Consider the following 17,231-nt stretch of genomic DNA (forward strand, 5'->3'; position numbering starts at 1 on the left):
TTATCTGTACACACGCAGCCTGAACTTGATGCAATAGCAAGGCAACTCAACCAACGACCCCGCAAGACCTTGCAATATCAAACCCCAGCTGAGAAGTTCTCACAGTGTGTTGCCGCGACCAGTTGAATCCACCGTCCATAGCCCGCAGCGTGCAGTATGCTTATCAATTTGGAAGCGCCACCGCCCACATCAATGAAGGTTTCGCCAAGTTTGAGATCCTGGGTGATGAGCTGATAGGACAGTGTTGGCTGGGTTTCATACCAGGTCAGATACTCTTCTTCACGAGCATCATAAACCGCATTCCAGTGCGCGACTTTCTCGTTCATCTCAGGCCTCGTTTATGCAACACGGCTTATATGGAAGTAGCCGGCTAAGAAAGCAATATATAATTTAGATGACTCTAAACTACAATCAATGGACTGCGCGAATGACCTTGCGTCCGGCTCTGATCCGCTAGGAGTTTAAGCGATTTTGCAGTGTTGGCGCAGCTACGTTTTTACGATGCGGACAAGCCCATGTTGCCTGTTAAAGGCCTGTTCTGGTCTTTGGTTGATCCTAGTCTATGACAGTTGCGCAAAGAACCAAGGATCAGCCAATGCCTGAGAGGAAGAAGCTCGGTAATAATCTGGACAAGGTTGAAGTACGGCCCGTGGAGTTTGAGTGTCACGGTGAAGTCTTGCATGGAGATCTCTACCTCCCGAAAAAAAGACCGCCCAACGGCAAGCTTCCCGGGGTTGTGGTCACTGGAGCATGGACTTCGGTGAAAGAGCAGATGGCTGGTCTTTACGCCTCTGAGCTTGCCATGCGTGGCTTTGTAGCGCTGGCTTTCGATTTTCGGGGTTGGGGTCTTTCTGCACATGATGGCAAAACCAAGTATCTGGAAGACCCTGTCCGCAAGACGGATGATATTCGCGCGGCTATTGATTTCATGGGACGATGCCCGGATGTGAATCCGGACAGGATTTGCGGATTGGGGATTTGTGCTTCAGCAGGGTACATGAGCGCTGCAACAGGTGGAAACCGGCACGTTCACTCACTGGCACTTGTTGCTCCATGGCTTCATAATTCGGAAATTATCTCAGAGGTTTACGGCGGTGTGGAAGGCGTCAGCAATTTGATGAAGGTGGGCCGCGATGCGCTGACCCATGATGAGCTGCGCTACATCGTAGCCGCGAGTAAAGTTGATGACACCGCACTGATGTTTGACGTGGAGTACTACACTGAGGAAGACCGCGGTCTAATCCCGGAGTTTGACAACAAGTTCAATCTGGCCTCGTGGGAAGCATGGCTGACGTTTGATGGTGTGCACACGGCGGACAAGCAAAATCAACCAACCCTGATTGTGCACAGTGAGGCTGCCGCGATCCCCAAAGGTGCCAAGGAGTTTGCGCGGCGTATGGGTGATCGGGCGACCACGTTGTGGTTTGAGGATGTCAGCCAGTTTGACTTTTATGACAAGACCCAACCCATTGATCGGGCTTTGGAAGCTGTCGCTGAACACTTCCTTTCCACGCTTTGAACAGGATCTTTGATGAGCGACCCGTCCGACCTTGAAACAGCAAAAGACACCGCCGCCATAACCACGGTGCTGGAAGGCGTTGTGAACTGTTTTGATCGGGGGGATTATGAGAGCCTTGGCCTGCTTTATAGCGACCACGTGGAGATGGATTACAGCTCGCTGCTTGGTGGCACAGCGCATAAGAAGACACGGGAACAACAGTTGATGGACTGGGCAGAGCTGCTGCCGGGGTTCGATCTGATGCGCCATTCTCTCAATGATTTCAATATCCGCATCGAGGAAGGCATCGCCAACGCCTCGTGCTCGGTTGCGGAGCAGCTGTATGTTGGTGACAAGGTTTGGGAGGTCGAGGGCCTCTATCAGTTCCGCCTGCATAAGCGCAGTAATCACTGGCGTATCTTCAAGCATAGTTTTGTGCTGAAGAGTGAGAATGGCAATGGCGATATATTGGAGACAGCCAAGAGCAGAGCCAAAGCTCATCCACCTGCTTTCCTGAAACGACGCAAGGCGCAAGCTGCTGTCGTTAAATTCCTTAAAGCCTTGGAAAATAAGGATATGGAGGCGCTTGCCGATGTCTGGTCGGAAAAGGCAGTGCAAGATATGCCCTACTCGCCTGATGGCTTTCCGGATGTGGTGGAAGGCAAGGCCAACCTGATCAAGCACTACAGCGCGTGGCCGGAAAATGCCGGAGAAGCGGATTTCACCTCCAATCTGAAATTCTACCCGATGATGTCGCCTGAATGGGTCTTTGCGGAGTTTACGGGGGAGGTCGAGATTCTGACTACAGGACGGGAATACAACCAGATTTATGGCGGCTTGTTCCACGTACCTCATGGCAAAATTCAGTATTATCGCGAGTACTTTAATCCAGAACCCTTCCGCTTTGCCTACGACTTTGATGAGGGAAAAGACCCAGATCATTTTCTGATTGGTGAACCTTGATGGTAATATGAAAATGAATTACTTATTTAATTCCAAGTGAATGTTGGTGTGAACTGAACAGAGGTGCCAGATGGCCAGACGTGCGTTGATTACCGGTGGTAACAGGGGCATTGGGTATGCCATCGCGAAAGGACTGAAAAAAGAAGGCCTTGAGGTCATTATTGGCTCGCGGAATGCGGAGGCTGCCAAGCAGCTTGACTGCGGGCATGTGCATCTGGACGTGGCAGACTTGCGATCCATCGAGCAAGCCTTTGATGATATTGGAATTATTGATGTTTTGGTGAACAACGCGGGAGTGCTCTATGAAGAGCCAATGCTGGAAAACCCTGCACAGTTTGAACAAAGCATGCAGGTGATGGTGCATGGTCCCTATCACCTGATCCGTCGCGCTGCTCCAGCTATGATCGACAGGCAATACGGGCGCATTGTGAACATGAGCTCCAACTGGGGGTCTTTCACTGAAGGATTAGCTGGCCCCGGCGCTTATGGGGTGGCTAAAGCAGCGCTCAATGCCTTAACCCTTGCGCTTTCACGCGAACTGCCGTCCTGCGTAAAGATCAACTCCATGTGCCCTGGATGGGTCGCAACCCGAATGGGCGGCGAAACTGCGCCACGGACACCGGAGCAAGGTGCCGAAACTGGGATATGGCTGGCCACACTGCCAGAAGCCGGACCAAACGGCGGCTTCTTCAGCGACTATCACCCGATGGGGTGGTAGAAAACTACATTTGCCAAAGAGCTACCCTACTCCGCAGGCATAAGCTTCTTTGCCTCTGTCTCTCCTTGCTTGGACATAAGCTGTTCAAAGAATTGGATTGTTTTGACCAGGCCCTCGCGCAGCTCTGTGGTTGGGCGCCAGCCCAGATAATCCCGGGCGCGGGTGATGTCAGGTTTGCGCTGGAGCGGATCATCCTGAGGTAGAGGCTCCCTGATGATCCGGGATTTGGACCCGGTTAGCTCCAGCACAAGCTCTGCGAGTTGCTTGATGGTGAATTCCTTGGGATTGCCGATGTTGACCGGCATGGAAATGTGGTCTGGCGCGTTCATCAGTTTGATCATCCCGTCCACCAGATCATCGCGGTAACAGAAAGAACGGGTTTGCATGCCGTCGCCGTACAGTGTGATCGGCTTGGTCGTCAGTGCTTGCATGATGAAGTTGGAAACCACGCGCCCGTCATTAGGGTGCATGCGTGGGCCATAGGTGTTGAAGATCCGCATAACCCTAATGTTGATGTTGTTCTGGCGGTAGTAGTCGTAAAACAGCGTCTCTGCGCAGCGTTTTCCCTCGTCATAACAAGAGCGTACTCCAATGGGGTTCACGTTGCCCCAGTACTCTTCTGGTTGCGGGTGAACCTGCGGGTCGCCATATATTTCTGAAGTGGAAGCTTGCAGGATCTTAGCCTTAATCCGCTTTGCCAGCCCCAGCATATTGATGGCACCGAGCACGCTGGTCTTGGTGGTCTGCACAGGGTCAAACTGATAGTGAACGGGAGAAGCCGGACACGCCAGATTATAAATTTCATCGACCTCAACAAACAGTGGCTGGCACACATCGTGTCGTAAAAGCTCAAACCGTTTGTGGTCCAGCAGGTGTTCCACATTCATGCGGGTGCCAGTGAAGAAGTTATCGAGGCACAGCACTTCGTGGCCCGCCTCCAAAAGTGTCTCACTGAGATAAGAGCCCAGAAAGCCTGAACCTCCTGTCACAAGAATTCTGCGCCGATCATCAAGTGAGAACATGAGGCCAATCCGCAATACCGCCAAAGATTGGAAAAGCCTATCAGCCTGCCTTCTGACGTAAATATTGAAAAACCTCTCCCGAAAATTGGGCCCCGATAAATTGCAATGTTTTCAACGGTATGAAAGCTCACAGGTGTTTGTTGAGCAAAATTCAAATAAATGTGCTGGTTGAAGGTTTGCTCACAGCGGCATGGCTGTTAGCATTACCCGTAGATCTTCTCACGCCTCGCGCGGCTTCTCTGTTCCCCAAATTTGAGAGGTTCACGCCAACAGCTTGTTGCAGGGCCTTAATGTCTTCCTCCCTTTCAGCTAGTGCGACCAGCGCTGGTATTCTTTCTGCTTTTGTTGGGTTTGCCAGTTCATTTGCCATTGTGTTGCATGGATTGAGCGGTGTTGGTGCAAGCGCGGAACAAGCCACCTCTGGCCTTATGGCACTTGCCATCGCCATGGGGATTTGCGGTATCGGCTTCAGCTTGTGGAAGCGTGTTCCCATTTCCGTCGCCTGGTCCACACCCAGTGCCGCGTTGTTGGCGACCTCCGGTCTTCCAGAAGGCGGATTTGCAGCAGCTGTCGGTGCTTTTGTGTTTGCAGGTGTACTTGTGGTCATAACTGGGCTTTGGAAGCCCCTGGGCCGCATTGTTGGCCTGATCCCGGTTACTCTGGCCCAAGCCATACTGGCAGGTGTCATTCTGCCGCTATGTCTCGTTCCCTTTGAGGCGGTGGCTGAGATCCCAGCTCTAGCTTTGCCTGTTGTATTGGCATGGTTTGTTGCGGGACAGATCAACAAGTTACTGGCCGTTCCTGCGGCGCTTTTAGCGTTCCTTGTTGTGCTTTATTTCCATGCAGATACCTCCAGCCTTAGCTGGCTGAAACTGGTGCAAGCTCCCGTGTTCGTCATGCCGGAGTTCTCACTCTCTGCTTTGATTGGGATTGGAATACCGATCTACATCGTGACGATGGCCTCCCAGAATATTCCGGGTGTCTCGATCCTGCGTTCCTTTGGGTATCAACCTGTTCCCGGACCACTGTTCAGTTGGACAGGCGTTGGTTCAGTCCTCAGCGCACCATTTGGTGGGCACGGGATCAGCCTTGCTGCCATCACAGCTGCCATATGTGCCAATGAAGATGCTCACAAAGACCCTGCAAAGCGGTATTGGGCCGCAGTGATTGCAGGAGTTGTCTATATCATCTTCGGCATCTTTTCTGCCGGGTTTGTCGGTGTGGTTGAACTGGCACCGCGCATTTTGATTGGCGGAGTTGCCGGACTGGCGTTGATTGGAACACTCACCGTCTCGGTTCAGGGCATGCTGAAAGACGTGCCAAGTCGTGAGCCCGCCATTCTGACCTTCCTGATCACTGCGTCCGGCCTATCCTTCTTTGGCATTGGGGCAGCATTCTGGGGGCTTCTGGTCGGTATGGGGCTAATGTTCTGGATGGACTGGAAGCAGAAAGGCCTGCAGAGTGAACAGGCTACAGACAAAGCCTAGGATTACTCAGGGAACTTATCAAACTTCGTGACGTCTTCCAGATGATCATCCCAGCTCGCCTTGCTGGCCATGAAGATGTGCGCAGTCGGCTGGGTATCGACAGGCGTGTCCAGTGACCCGGCAGGCACAACGAGGAAGTTGTTTTCGCGGTCATGTGTCGGCACTGGAGAGCCGCATTCTTCGCAAAAGCTTCTGCGGTGCTGGGTGGACGTCACATTGTAGGACTTTATGGAATCCTCTCCACTGGTACAGGCGAAGTCTGCATCAAAGGAAAAGAGATTGGAGCCGTGAACGGAACTGCTTCCTTTGCGACAATAGCTGCAGTGGCAGAAATAAAACTTCTTGAACGTGGCTTGAATCTGAAATTGAACGGTCCCGCACAGGCAGGAGCCTTTATGAGTTTCGCGCATAATGATGGCCTTGAAGGGCAGATATAATTAGTTGGAGTCGCAATGTGGCAGCGTCAATCTTCAAATGCAAAACATAAAAAAACGGCGGAGCATTTGCCCCGCCGTTTGTTGTATCTAGGATACAAATTCTTTTAGGCTTTTGCCTCCAACGCACGACGTTCTGCGATGCGTTTGCGTTCCGCAATAGGGTCAGGGATCGGCACCGCATTGATCAGCTCTTTGGTGTAAGGACTCTGCGGATTGTGGATCACGTCGTGTGCTTCGCCGATCTCAGCGATGTCACCAAACTCAAGAACCATGATGCGGTTACTGATGTGCTTCACCACGCTCAGATCGTGCGCAATGAACAGCAGAGACAGACCAAGCTCTTTCTGCAGATCCATCAGCAAGTTCACCACCTGTGCCTGAACAGATACGTCGAGCGCAGAAACAGGCTCGTCGCAGATGATCAGCTTTGGATTTGTGATTAAGGCACGCGCAATACCGATACGCTGACACTGTCCGCCAGAGAACTCGTGCGGATAGCGGTTGATCATCCGTGCGGACAGACCAACTTTTTCCATCAGTTCACGCACTTGCTTCTTTACTTCATCCTTAGATGTGCTCGGATGATGCGTTTTCAGCGGTTCCGCGATGATCTGACCAGCGGTCAGGCGCGGGTTAAGCGATGCGAGAGGATCCTGAAAGATCATCTGGATTTCCTTACGGATCCCCAGCAGGCCTTTCTCGTTCATCTTCATCAGGTCGCGACCCTGCCAGAACACTTCGCCGCCCTGAGACGGGATCATACGAATGATCGCGCGGGCAAGAGTGGACTTGCCACAACCGGATTCACCAACGATGCCGAGGGTTTCACCTTCCGCCAGATCAAAGGATACACCTTTGACCGCCCGCAGAATTTCCGGCTGATGCCAAGGCAAAGCATTTTGCTTTTTGATCTTGAATTCCACCCGCATGTCGCGAACGGATAAGATTGGCTCTTTCGTGCTCAAAATCAGCCCTCCGCCATTTGGGTTTCAAAGCTGCGGTCCAGCGTAACCAGACGTTCTTCGTCCTGGTTCAGACGTGGAACGGCGCTCAGCAGACCTTGCGTGTATGGATGGCTCGGTTTGCCGAAGATATCGACAGTTGAGCCCTGCTCCATCACTTCACCCTTGTACATCACCATAGTGCGCTCACAGGAGCCTGCCACGATGCCAAGGTTATGCGTGATGAGAACAATCGCCATGTGAAACTCTTCCTGAAGTTCCACCAGTAGATCCATAATACGCGCCTGAACGGTCACATCCAGTGCGGTTGTCGGTTCATCTGCAATCAGCAGCTTTGGACGACACAGTAAAGACATTGCGATCATCACACGCTGGCGCATACCACCGGAGAACTCATGCGGGTAAAGATGAATGCGGTTTTTTGCATTCGGGATCTTCACCGCTTCGAGCATCCGCACACATTCAGCAATCGCATCTTTCTTCTTCATGCGCTTGCCGTTTGGCGAGTTGTAAATGAGCGTCTCAGCCATCTGGTCCGAGATGCGCAAATACGGGTTCAGGGAGGTCATTGGGTCCTGAAAGATCATCGCGATCTCGTTGGAGCGAAGCTTGTTCATCTCCTCATGAGAAAGCCCGATGATTTCCTGTCCCTGGTACTTAATCGACCCGGAGACCTGCGCGTTGTGAGGCAGAAGCCCCATGGTCGCGAAGGCCGTCTGGCTTTTACCAGAGCCGGATTCACCCACGATCGCGAGGGTCTCGCCCTTGTCGATCTGCAGGTTTACGTTTCTTACGGCTTCTACTACTCCGTCCGGAGTGTCGTAGGTGATCCGTAGATTTTGGATATCCAAGAGTGCCACGATTTCACCTCCTACCGGTCTTTAGGGTCAAGCGCATCGCGCAGACCGTCGCCGATAAAGAAAAAGCTGAACAGAGTGATGATGAAGAAGAACATTGGGAATGCCAGCTGCCACAACGTGCCATATTGCATTGCTCCAGCGCCCTCAGCAATCATCGCACCCCAGCTGGTGTTAGGCTCCTGAACACCCAGACCAAGGAACGAAATGAAGCTCTCGGTCAGGATCATCTGTGGGACCAGTAGGGTTGAGTACACAACCACAACACCCAACAGGTTCGGGACGATATGGCGAAGGATGATCGTGATTGGCTTCACGCCAGTCGCGACTGCAGCTTCAACAAACTCTTTGTTTTTGAGAGTAAGAGTCTGTCCACGTGCGATACGAGACATATCGAGCCAGGAGATCAAGCCGATACCCACGAATAGCATGAAGATTGAACGTCCGAAGACAACCAGCAGCAGGATCAGAACGAACATGTAAGGAATTGACTGCAGAATATCGACGATACGCATCATCACGTTGTCGACTTTACCGCCGGTGTAGCCAGCAATTGCACCGTACAATGTACCAACGACCACAGCAATCAAGGCACCAACGATACCCACCATCAGTGAGACCTGTGTTCCTTGGACCACGCGAGCGAACAGATCGCGTCCAAGTTGATCTGTACCAAAATAGTGACCGTTTTCTATGCTTGGCGCACCGAGCTCAGCGATCTGTCCCAGAATGCCCCAATCGATCTCTTCGTTGGACCAGGCAGTAATCATGTGACCGAAGATTGAGAACAACAACACGGCGCACAAAATAATCAGGCTGACTACTGCAGCCTTGTTTTTGAGAAAGCGGCGGCGGGCATCCGCAAAGAGAGAACGCCCTTGCACTTCTTCTTGAACAGCCAGATTGTCTGCCAACTGCTCCATTTTTTGAACATCTACCATCATGTGCTCAGCCCTCAGTATCTAATCTTCGGGTCGACCCAAGCGTACAGGATATCGACAATGAGATTGAAGAGAATGGTGAGACCACCGATGAGGATCGTGATACCCATCATCACAGCGTAATCTCGGTTGAGTGCTGAGTTCACGTAGAACTGCCCGATACCACCGGTTGAGAAGTACATGTCGATGATAACGGAACCTGTGATCATGGAGACGAACGCAGGGCCGAGATAAGACATGACTGGCAGCAATGTAGGCTTAAGCGCGTGCTTAAAGATAATAACTTTATACGGCAGGCCTTTAGCCATTGCTGTGCGGATAAAGTTGGTATGCAACACTTCCAGCATGGAGGACCGCGTCAAACGCGCGACTGATGCCATGTAGCTGGTCGAAAGTGCGATCACCGGAAGGATCAGGTGGTTCCACTGTCCGTCGTTCCAGCCGCCACCAGGCAACCAGCCCAGCCACAGAGTGAACACGAGGACGAGGATAGGTGCCATAACAAAGTTAGGTAGCACTTGTGCACCGATAGAAACACCAACGGCAAAGTAATCAAGCCAGCTGTTCTGTTTGAGCGCTGCTGCGATACCTAGCGCGCCTCCAACAATGACTGCGACTGCAAACGACAGGAAGCCGTAAGTCAGTGTGACTGGGAAACCGTGTGCGATAATGTCATTTACACTTCGGTCCTTGTACTTAAAGGATGGGCCGAAGTCGAATTCTGTAATGATTCCACCAATATAATTGATGATTTGAACGTATATTGGATTATTCAGGCCATACTTGGCCTCAATATTAGCAAGAACCGCAGGAGGGAGCGGACGCTCGGATGTGAATGGGCCACCGGGAGCCGCATGCATGAGCAGGAATGAGATTATTATGAGCAGCAGCAATGTTGGTATTGCGATGGCTACTCTTCGTAGGATGTAGCTGAGCATTGTTATTAGTGTCTCGTATGAAGAACGGGTGTTTCAGCAACAAAAACATGCAAAAACACCGATGTTAGAAACACCGGTGCTCTTGATTGCTGGTTTACTTTGCAACTTTGTAAAGATTCTTCGCATACCAGTTTTGTTCAGCGTTTTTGATTGGCCAGTTCTTCAACTGAGCGTTCATCATGAACGTATTGGTGTAGTGATAGATCGGAATAACAGGCATTTCTGCAGCCATGATCTCCTCAATACGTGTGTAATTAGCCTGTGGCTGCGTAGAGGATTTTGCATCTGCCAACAACTTATCAACTTCGGCATTGTTGAATTTGCCGTCGTTGTAGCCAGACCCGGAATCCATCAGATCCAGGAAGGTCGACGCTTCGTTGTAGTCACCGCACCATGCACCACGAGCAAGCTCAAAGTTCTGGTTACCACGCTCATTCAGGAACGTTTTCCATTCCATGTTGTTCATGTTGACTTTAACACCGAGCTTCTGCTTCCACATCTGGGTCATCGCGATCGCGATTTTCTTATGGGCTTCAGAAGTATTGTAGACCATGTCGAACTCAAGCGGATTGTCTTTGGTGTAACCAGCTGCCGCAAGCAATTCCATCGCCTTTGCGTCACGCTCAGCTTGAGACCAGTCAGCAAAGTCCACCTTTGGAACTTCGAAGCCAGCAGTTACAGCAGGCGTAAAGGTGTAGGCTGGGAACTGGCCGCCCTGTATAACAGCGTCGGTGATCACACGGCGATCAATTGCGTATGCCAGAGCCTTACGAACCCGAACGTCTTTGAACTCTTCAGGACCTGAATCGGAAACATTGAACGTGTAGTAGTAAGAACAAAGGCGCGGGAAGACAACCGCCTGATCAGGGTATTCTTTTTTCAGACGTGGGAACTGACCAGCAGGTGCTTCTGTACGATCGGTTTCACCAGCAAGATAACGGGTCAATGCAACGTTTTCATCATTCATAACAAGGGCTTCAACCTTGTCGATAATGGTACTTTCATTATCCCAGTAATTGGTGTTGCGCACCATGCTGACAGTTTCCTGCGGAACGTGTGTTTCCAGTTTGTATGCGCCGTTGGATACGATGTTGCCCGGCTTGATCCACTCAGCTCCATGTGCTTCCACAGCCCACTTTGGTGAAGGGAAAGTTGTTGCATGTGTTGTCATTAAAGCGAAGTAAGGCAAAGGCTGTGTCAGTCTGACTTCCAATGTATGGTCATCAATCGCTTTCACACCAAGCTTGGAAACTTCCATATCTCCGGCAATGATTGCTTCTGCGTTTTCCAGAGACATGAGCTCCATGTACCAAGCATATGGAGAGGCATTCGCGGGATCAGCTGCACGTTGCCAGCCATACACGAAGTCTCCTGCTGTTACAGGCTTACCATCAGACCATTTCGCATTGTCACGCAGCTTGAAAGTGTAAGTCAGGTTGTCATCAGAAACGGTGTGGCTTAGAGCAACACCTGGAACTAGATTGCCAAGGTTGTCCTGGTTGTACAGACCTTCAAAAAGGTTGCGAACGAGTTCAGAACCAGAGACGTCCTCTACAATAGCCGGATCGACAGAAGAGTGCTCATCAAGAACGCGGTATGTAAATGTCTGGTCGTCGGCGAGTTTCTCGCCTGTTTCTGGATGAACACCCGCAGCAAATGCAGATGTAGATAGCAATGCGGTGCCGACCACGCTCGCCAAAAGAGAGCTTTTGCTGAATTTCATCTAGGAATCTCCTCACTACATCGGTCGCCTGTTCCCCAACAGCGCCGATTTGAATACATTATCTCAATAGGAATTGGAGTTCACCTCAACTGAAGGGCAAACCCAAAAAATTGCATATTTTCCTGAGAGCAACGCAAAATAGAAATTATTTCGCCCATTAGCAGCTCCCCACGAGTGGCTTTATGCTCAGTTCCCCTCACTGCTGGCAGATACGCATTTCCCGGTACGCACTCTAACGTAGTTTCTCTCTTATTCAATTGTATTCTTCGCAAGAAATGCTCGCTGCATCATATCCTGGGGGAAATGTAGCTAGATCGTTTGGCTAGGAAGCTTGCACAATCCTAGGCTTTGCAAGCTTTTTAAGTAGTTTTGCGTCCAATAAAATTTCCAAGGAAAAACATCTGAATCATTCGGAGTCACTATTAACCAAATTTGAGAGTAATTAGTTAGGTATTCATAACCCATACTCTTTGTAGGGCAGAGTCTTCGGGTGGGGCATATGGAAGATATTCAGAGACTTCAGAGGTCGGGGGAACCTGAATTACAACTCCCGCTTATATTAGATCTTGATCACACGCTGATACGGACGGATTGCTTTTTTGAAGCACTTATTCTGTTCCTCAAATCAAACCCTTTGAACCTATTCGTAGTTTTTTATTGGCTCATTCGCGGGCGTGCCTATGTAAAACAGCAACTGGCTATTCGTGTAGATTTAAAAATCGATAATTTACCATTGAACGAAGATGTTGTTGCCTATGCTCGTGCAGAAGCTGGCAAAGGACGTGACGTTCATATGGCGACTGCTGCTGATAACGTTCTGGCCATCGCAGTTGCCAGTCGGCTCAGCTTTGTTGATGAAGTTCATGCCAGCAACGGCAAGATCAATCTAAAATCAGGCAATAAAGCTAGCTATCTGGAACAAAGGTTTCCGGATGGTTTTGCGTATGCTGGTGATAATGTTTCCGATCTGCCTGTCTTTAAAAGCGCTGTCCGCTCCCTAATTGTCCACCCCTCCGACAGTTTATCTCAAAAAGCGATGCGATGTGGTGAGGTAGAAAAGACTTTTGTAAGACCTGATGGTTTTTTTCGGCCTCTCCTGAATAGTTTGCGCCTCCACCAGTGGGCAAAGAACACGCTGCTCTTTGTGCCTCTTATTCTGGGTGGTCAGGCTTTGAACCCTGAAGCATGGGCGAGTGCGGTACTGGGCTTTGTGGCTCTCGGCATTCTTGCAAGCTCCACTTATTTGTTGAATGACCTTTGGGATCTTGAAGCGGATCGCCAGCATTGGAGCAAGAAGGCAAGGCCACTGGCATCGGGCAAGCTGAAGATCGCCCATGCTATGTTGGCCATCCCTCTGGGGTTTGCTCTAAGCTTTGCCATCGCGGCGATGTTAGGGCCCTTCGTCGTACCGGGGCTTTTCGCTTATTTGGTAACAACGGTTGCCTATTCCTTTTATTTGAAGCGCGTACCATTGCTCGACACCGCTGTTCTGGCCGTGTTGTTCACAATGCGTCTTGGGGTTGGTGTAACGCTGGTTGATGTGCCGCCCTCCCCCTGGCTCTTTGTCTTCTCTATGTATTTGTTCCTCTCGCTGTCTTTGGCAAAACGCCATACGGAGCTTGGTCGCCATGTGGAGGCTGGTACAAATGGGGAGATGTCCGGGCGCGGGTATCGAAACAGAGATTTGCCGATGTTGCTTGCACTCGGCTCGGCAAGTGGATTGGCAGCAACGCTGGTTATGGTGCTTTACCTAACCAATGAAGCATTCAACGCCAACTTTTATTCTGCAGCTGTGCTTTTGTGGGGCATGCCACCCATTTTGTTTCTTTGGCTTGGTCGCGTCTGGCTGAAATGCCAGAGACTGGAACTGAACGATGACCCTGTGGTCTTCGCGTTAAAGGATAAGCAGAGCCTCGTGCTTGGCGGTATGCTGGCCATTCTGTTCTTGTTTGCCTGGTTCGGAGGCTATTTGATCTGATGGTTGCCGCTCGCCTTGCCGCGCTGAAATCTTCTTATGACACCAGCCCAGAGTTCAGGCAGATCATCCGCTTTTTGTTAGCTGGTGGTCTTGCTGCTTTTGTAAACTGGCTGTTGCGGATTGCACTGTCTGTGTTCATGCCGTTTTGGCTGGCGGTGTTGCTGGCCTATTTCATCGGAATGAGTGTCGGATACGCCCTCTATAAGCATTTTGTGTTTGTAGGGGCGCAGAAACCCGAAAGCATCAAACGACAGGTACTGATCTTTCTTGGGGTGAACCTGTTCTCTGCTCTCATCGTGCTTGGGCTGTCTGTTGGTTTAAATGCAATGCTTATGACAACCCTGCCGCTCTTTATCGCGCAGGCACTCGCACATGGTGTTGCCATCGCGGTTGGAGCGGTGACAAACTATCTGGGTCATAAGGTGATCACTTTCCGCCAAACTCGATAGAACCTGGTTCAACCGTTTGCCACAAAAGCAAGCGCTTGCATGGCGACGTTGAGAAACAAAGCTTGCGCCACAAGCATAGCGAAGATCCCCATGTTGTCTTGTCGCACGGTGCGCACAACGAAGAGCATCATGAGCGGGAGCCAGTCCAGCACGTAGCGCTGCACGGAATACTGAGAGAAGCCGTTGGAGTGGTAGAACAGTGTCATTCCTGCGATGAGAGCGATTGTTAGCCCTGCAAAAAGGTATTCCCGGTTCCATTTGGCGAGGAAGAAGTAAAGCAGGAACGGGGCGCCGATGAAGAGCGCTATGCCCTTGTCGCCAAAGCCGCTCATTTGCGTCAGGTATTTGCCTGAAAACTCTATATCCGGTCCTTGCACGAAGAAGTGGACCAGGTTGAAGAGCAGATAATCCCGATGGAACAAGCCCAGCTCTTGAACACGATCCTCAATCCATGACGCAGATGGATCACCCAGAGCATCCCATTCTGGTGGGAAAATGTATGCATACCCAGTTTGCATAGGATCGCCGAAGCGGGCGTAATTGTAAGCAAAGTAGATGCCAATTGCGATTGCAGGAAAGACTGCGAGTTTGAGCAGGCGCCCAATACTCTCAGCATTGATTGCAAAGATGGACCTGTCTGGTGGCGTCATCAAAACAAAAAAGAACGGCATGTAAAGAATGCTCATCTGCCGGGTGAGGAATGCGAGACCGATAAACAATCCCACAAGCCAAGCATTTCTCTTGATGAGCGCTGACCAGAGTGCCAGTGACGTCAACATTGCAGCAACGGCTTGCGCAAAGAACCAGACACCATCGGCGCGGAGCACAGTGTATTGCAGCGGTGTTGCAAAAAGAAACGCTGCGACAAGCAATAGAGCCAGTCGGTAGTCTGTCTGGTAGTTGCGCGTAATTTGCCACCACAACAGTCCGGTAATGAAAAAGCAAATCAGCCCCAGAGCAATAAAGTGATGAAACCCTACACCCAATACGGCCACAAATGGCAGAGCGATCAAGGCTGGTACAGGGGGGAATATGACAAAGATCTTGTCTTCGAAAAGCGCACAGTCCAGATCAAAGCAGCGCGAAGCCTCAAAGCGGCCTTGCAAAAAAGCCTCTGCAAGCAAGGCGTAAGAATTGCTTTCTGGCTGCTCCCCAATCATGCGGAAAACAATGACTGCCAGAAGAATGGAAACCAAACCAGCAAGAATTGTTGTGAGGAGTGCGCCTCTAAAACGTTCAATCGAAATCATAATGCCCCCCAAATATGGGAGAGTAATAACATCAAGAATCCTAGTGTCTTCTTAAAGGGGTGCAAGAGGACTAAAATTGGCACGAAGCTCTCGCAAAAGTAACCGAGATAAAAACATTCTCGGTGCTAACTCCTCAAAGAACATCATTGATTACAATTCATCTCATTTCTTGATTTCATGTTTGTTGCCTGATAGGTGAAAGGTGTTGCTCCCACAGACTTTGCCGCAATCGCGGTAGATCCATGGTGTTGGGTTTTTAAAAATAAACCCGCAAATTTGCCAGGATTGAAACAGGAATATCCAGATGTCGGACTCTCCGAAAACCGCAGGTGCGAGCCTGGGAACGGTTGAATTTGTTGCCCTCATGGCTACGTTGACCAGCTTGACTGCGCTTTCGATTGACGCCGTGCTGCCAGCGTTTTCAGTCATCGGCAAAGATTTAAATGTCGGAAATTCCAACAACGTCCAGCTCATCATTTCTGCGCTGTTTCTTGGATTAAGCTTGGGTCAGTTTGTTTTTGGTCCCGTCTCTGATCGCTTTGGCAGAAAGCCGGCGGTTTATGCAGGGTCTGTTGTTTTCGCAATTGGTGCCGTCCTTGCAGCCACGGCGACATCATTGCCAATGATGATTTTCGGGCGTCTGCTTCAAGGTGTCGGAGCCAGCGCTCACCGTACGGTCGTTATGGCAATTGTTCGCGACAAGTATGTCGGCGCGGAAATGGCCCGCATCCTGTCGTTTGTAACAGCAGTGTTTATTATTGTGCCCACATTAGCGCCGTTGATTGGTCAAGGCATCCTGTTTGCTGCGGGATGGCGGGCGATCTTTGTCATCATGCTGATTATGGCGTCTGTTGGCTGCATCTGGCTGGCAATGCGTCAGCCAGAAACACTGAAACCGGAAAACCGCCGGGTAATCACGCCCAAGGTGCTTTGGGAAGGTCTTGAAGAAGTCGTAAGCCATAAGGCGACGCTGTATTACACCGCGGCTTCAGGCTTTGTTTTTGGTACGATGATGACATATCTGAGCACTGCTCAGCCGATGTTTGCAGATATTTTCAACGTCCACGAAACATTCCCGCTCTATTTCTCCGGAATTGCCGTTGTGTTTGGCATGGCGTCCATCGTCAATGGCCGTATTGTCAGACGTATCGGCTTGCAGAACATGTGCCGTGCTGCGCTGACAATTCAGATTGTCACCAGCCTCAGCTTTGCGATGTATCTGCTCCTCATTGATACCACGCCTGATCTGTGGTTGTTCATGACCTATCTTTCGCTGGCATTCTTTTGTCAGCCGATGTTGAGCGGAAATCTGAACGCCATGTCCATGGAACCACTCGGGCATATCGCTGGCTTGGCTGCAACGCTGGTTGGCGCGACCACCACGTTTATTGCGCTCATCCTCTCTGTGATTGTTGGCCGTTTCTACGATCAGACCTTGCTGCCCTTGTCCTTTGCGTTCTGCGTTTTTGGCGGAATCGCACTTGTGCTGGTGGTTATTGGCGCAAGGGTGCAGAAAGCAGAAAAGATCGCGTTGTCAAACACGACCTCAGCTGAAGCCAACGCCTAAGCGCTGCTAAGATGTTCAAGAAATAGGGACTACTGTTTCTTCGGAAGCGTCCTGACCCAGGAGACAGTCGGCATTTCTACGCCTGCACCGGGGTACCAGTCATCGCGAACTTCCTCGTGGCCTTCCTTTGTGCACACGATTTGCGCGTCTTTGTATTCCTTTGGAATGACGAGTTGGCCGGGGCTTTTCACGTGCAGGTTTTCAGCAAACCCATCCAGGATGCATTGCGCGCCAGATGGCTTGGTTTCGATAGAAACAACATAAGCATCAGAAGGAGGGTTTGACGGATCAGGTCCAAAAACATTGGATTGGCATCCGGCGAGGAGCACTGCAGATGCAATGAGAACTCCGAGGGAAGCCCCTTTAGAACTGAGGGGGCTGAACTGACCGGCGTCTGATGCTTTGGCGAACCGCACGCGAATCTCCTGAGAAACTAGATTT

At 50.8% G+C, this 17,231-nt stretch carries 17 protein-coding genes and 1 pseudogene; 8 read left to right on the forward strand and 10 right to left on the reverse strand.

Annotated features, from left to right (window positions below; translation table 11 throughout):
- Positions 1 to 126: pseudogene (locus PsAD37_RS29075) on the forward strand (IS30 family transposase); the annotation flags it as partial.
- Here PsAD37_RS29075 and PsAD37_RS08875 read toward each other — a convergent pair.
- Positions 78 to 326 carry a hypothetical protein gene (locus PsAD37_RS08875; protein WP_208991785.1) on the reverse strand — a complete coding sequence of 83 codons (249 nt, stop codon included), beginning with the start codon at positions 324 to 326 and terminating at the stop codon, positions 78 to 80. The pseudogene PsAD37_RS29075 and the gene PsAD37_RS08875 sit on opposite strands and share 49 nt — an antisense overlap.
- Before the next feature lie 269 nt (positions 327 to 595).
- On the opposite strand from PsAD37_RS08875, the gene PsAD37_RS08880 reads away from it, so the two are divergent.
- The 3 genes from PsAD37_RS08880 (at position 596) to PsAD37_RS08890 (ending at position 3,179) form a co-directional block, all read left to right on the forward strand.
- Positions 596 to 1,519, forward strand: coding sequence for an alpha/beta hydrolase (locus PsAD37_RS08880; RefSeq protein WP_063295911.1), 924 nt, complete (start codon positions 596 to 598; stop codon positions 1,517 to 1,519).
- Between the two features lie 12 nt (positions 1,520 to 1,531).
- Positions 1,532 to 2,461 carry a nuclear transport factor 2 family protein gene (locus tag PsAD37_RS08885; protein WP_063295838.1) on the forward strand — a complete coding sequence of 310 codons (930 nt, stop codon included), beginning with the start codon at positions 1,532 to 1,534 and terminating at the stop codon, positions 2,459 to 2,461.
- A gap of 70 nt (positions 2,462 to 2,531) precedes the next feature.
- Positions 2,532 to 3,179 (forward strand): SDR family NAD(P)-dependent oxidoreductase, encoded by a 648-nt coding sequence (locus tag PsAD37_RS08890; protein ID WP_063295839.1) that lies wholly within the window; start codon positions 2,532 to 2,534, stop codon positions 3,177 to 3,179.
- 26 nt (positions 3,180 to 3,205) lie between these two features.
- On the opposite strand, the gene PsAD37_RS08895 is transcribed toward PsAD37_RS08890, so the two are convergent.
- Positions 3,206 to 4,201: a UDP-glucuronic acid decarboxylase family protein gene (locus PsAD37_RS08895; protein WP_063295840.1), complete on the reverse strand. Its 996-nt coding sequence runs from the start codon at positions 4,199 to 4,201 to the stop codon at positions 3,206 to 3,208.
- Positions 4,202 to 4,491: 290 nt separating this feature from the next.
- Here PsAD37_RS08895 and PsAD37_RS08900 point away from each other — a divergent pair, with 290 nt between their 5' ends.
- Entirely contained in the window at positions 4,492 to 5,688 is a 1,197-nt protein-coding gene (locus PsAD37_RS08900) for a benzoate/H(+) symporter BenE family transporter (protein WP_063295841.1), read from the forward strand.
- Positions 5,689 to 5,690: 2 nt separating this feature from the next.
- Here the strand turns inward: PsAD37_RS08900 and PsAD37_RS08905 are convergent, their stop codons facing one another.
- From PsAD37_RS08905 to PsAD37_RS08930, 6 genes are all read right to left on the reverse strand, one after another.
- A complete protein-coding gene (locus PsAD37_RS08905; protein WP_063295842.1) occupies positions 5,691 to 6,098 on the reverse strand; it encodes a GFA family protein in 408 nt (135 codons plus the stop codon).
- 131 nt (positions 6,099 to 6,229) lie between these two features.
- The gene (locus tag PsAD37_RS08910; RefSeq protein ID WP_063295843.1) at positions 6,230 to 7,090 is read right to left on the reverse strand and encodes an ATP-binding cassette domain-containing protein; all 861 of its coding nucleotides are present in this window, start codon (positions 7,088 to 7,090) and stop codon (positions 6,230 to 6,232) included.
- 2 nt (positions 7,091 to 7,092) lie between these two features.
- Positions 7,093 to 7,947, reverse strand: coding sequence for an ATP-binding cassette domain-containing protein (locus PsAD37_RS08915; RefSeq protein WP_063295844.1), 855 nt, complete (start codon positions 7,945 to 7,947; stop codon positions 7,093 to 7,095).
- A gap of 11 nt (positions 7,948 to 7,958) precedes the next feature.
- Positions 7,959 to 8,888, reverse strand: a complete 930-nt coding sequence (locus PsAD37_RS08920; protein ID WP_193778238.1) for an ABC transporter permease subunit — start codon at positions 8,886 to 8,888, stop codon at positions 7,959 to 7,961.
- A gap of 11 nt (positions 8,889 to 8,899) precedes the next feature.
- On the reverse strand, positions 8,900 to 9,823 hold the full coding sequence (oppB, locus tag PsAD37_RS08925) for an oligopeptide ABC transporter permease OppB (protein WP_063295845.1): 924 nt from the start codon (positions 9,821 to 9,823) through the stop codon (positions 8,900 to 8,902).
- Between the two features lie 94 nt (positions 9,824 to 9,917).
- Entirely contained in the window at positions 9,918 to 11,546 is a 1,629-nt protein-coding gene (locus PsAD37_RS08930) for an ABC transporter substrate-binding protein (RefSeq protein ID WP_063295846.1), read from the reverse strand.
- Positions 11,547 to 12,045: 499 nt separating this feature from the next.
- On the opposite strand from PsAD37_RS08930, the gene PsAD37_RS08935 reads away from it, so the two are divergent.
- Together PsAD37_RS08935 and PsAD37_RS08940 are read left to right on the forward strand one after the other, a co-directional pair.
- Positions 12,046 to 13,524: a UbiA family prenyltransferase gene (locus PsAD37_RS08935; RefSeq protein WP_084407705.1), complete on the forward strand. Its 1,479-nt coding sequence runs from the start codon at positions 12,046 to 12,048 to the stop codon at positions 13,522 to 13,524.
- Positions 13,524 to 13,973, forward strand: a complete 450-nt coding sequence (locus PsAD37_RS08940) for a GtrA family protein (protein ID WP_063295847.1) — start codon at positions 13,524 to 13,526, stop codon at positions 13,971 to 13,973. The genes PsAD37_RS08935 and PsAD37_RS08940 overlap by 1 nt, the downstream gene beginning before the upstream one ends.
- Before the next feature lie 8 nt (positions 13,974 to 13,981).
- On the opposite strand, the gene PsAD37_RS08945 is transcribed toward PsAD37_RS08940, so the two are convergent.
- On the reverse strand, positions 13,982 to 15,223 hold the full coding sequence (locus tag PsAD37_RS08945; protein WP_063295848.1) for a hypothetical protein: 1,242 nt from the start codon (positions 15,221 to 15,223) through the stop codon (positions 13,982 to 13,984).
- Between the two features lie 304 nt (positions 15,224 to 15,527).
- Here PsAD37_RS08945 and PsAD37_RS08950 point away from each other — a divergent pair, with 304 nt between their 5' ends.
- Positions 15,528 to 16,790 (forward strand): multidrug effflux MFS transporter, encoded by a 1,263-nt coding sequence (locus tag PsAD37_RS08950; RefSeq protein ID WP_063295849.1) that lies wholly within the window; start codon positions 15,528 to 15,530, stop codon positions 16,788 to 16,790.
- A gap of 29 nt (positions 16,791 to 16,819) precedes the next feature.
- Here the strand turns inward: PsAD37_RS08950 and PsAD37_RS08955 are convergent, their stop codons facing one another.
- Positions 16,820 to 17,206, reverse strand: coding sequence for a hypothetical protein (locus tag PsAD37_RS08955; protein ID WP_057463865.1), 387 nt, complete (start codon positions 17,204 to 17,206; stop codon positions 16,820 to 16,822).
- Positions 17,207 to 17,231: the final 25 nt, after the last annotated feature.

This window comes from Pseudovibrio sp. Ad37, assembly GCF_001623075.1.
GTDB lineage: Bacteria > Pseudomonadota > Alphaproteobacteria > Rhizobiales > Stappiaceae > Pseudovibrio.

What these genes read in the sequence shown, in the direction of transcription:
- PsAD37_RS08875 (WP_208991785.1), bottom strand. Translation starts at nt 326, where the DNA reads ATGAACGAGAAAGTCGCGCACTGGAATGCGGTTTATGATGCTCGTGAA.
- PsAD37_RS08880 (WP_063295911.1), top strand. Translation starts at nt 596, where the DNA reads ATGCCTGAGAGGAAGAAGCTCGGTAATAATCTGGACAAGGTTGAAGTA.
- PsAD37_RS08885 (WP_063295838.1), top strand. Translation starts at nt 1,532, where the DNA reads ATGAGCGACCCGTCCGACCTTGAAACAGCAAAAGACACCGCCGCCATA.
- PsAD37_RS08890 (WP_063295839.1), top strand. Translation starts at nt 2,532, where the DNA reads ATGGCCAGACGTGCGTTGATTACCGGTGGTAACAGGGGCATTGGGTAT.
- PsAD37_RS08895 (WP_063295840.1), bottom strand. Translation starts at nt 4,201, where the DNA reads ATGTTCTCACTTGATGATCGGCGCAGAATTCTTGTGACAGGAGGTTCA.
- PsAD37_RS08900 (WP_063295841.1), top strand. Translation starts at nt 4,492, where the DNA reads ATGTCTTCCTCCCTTTCAGCTAGTGCGACCAGCGCTGGTATTCTTTCT.
- PsAD37_RS08905 (WP_063295842.1), bottom strand. Translation starts at nt 6,098, where the DNA reads ATGCGCGAAACTCATAAAGGCTCCTGCCTGTGCGGGACCGTTCAATTT.
- PsAD37_RS08920 (WP_193778238.1), bottom strand. Translation starts at nt 8,888, where the DNA reads ATGATGGTAGATGTTCAAAAAATGGAGCAGTTGGCAGACAATCTGGCT.
- oppB (WP_063295845.1), bottom strand. Translation starts at nt 9,823, where the DNA reads ATGCTCAGCTACATCCTACGAAGAGTAGCCATCGCAATACCAACATTG.
- PsAD37_RS08930 (WP_063295846.1), bottom strand. Translation starts at nt 11,546, where the DNA reads ATGAAATTCAGCAAAAGCTCTCTTTTGGCGAGCGTGGTCGGCACCGCA.
- PsAD37_RS08935 (WP_084407705.1), top strand. Translation starts at nt 12,046, where the DNA reads ATGGAAGATATTCAGAGACTTCAGAGGTCGGGGGAACCTGAATTACAA.
- PsAD37_RS08940 (WP_063295847.1), top strand. Translation starts at nt 13,524, where the DNA reads ATGGTTGCCGCTCGCCTTGCCGCGCTGAAATCTTCTTATGACACCAGC.
- PsAD37_RS08945 (WP_063295848.1), bottom strand. Translation starts at nt 15,223, where the DNA reads ATGATTTCGATTGAACGTTTTAGAGGCGCACTCCTCACAACAATTCTT.
- PsAD37_RS08950 (WP_063295849.1), top strand. Translation starts at nt 15,528, where the DNA reads ATGTCGGACTCTCCGAAAACCGCAGGTGCGAGCCTGGGAACGGTTGAA.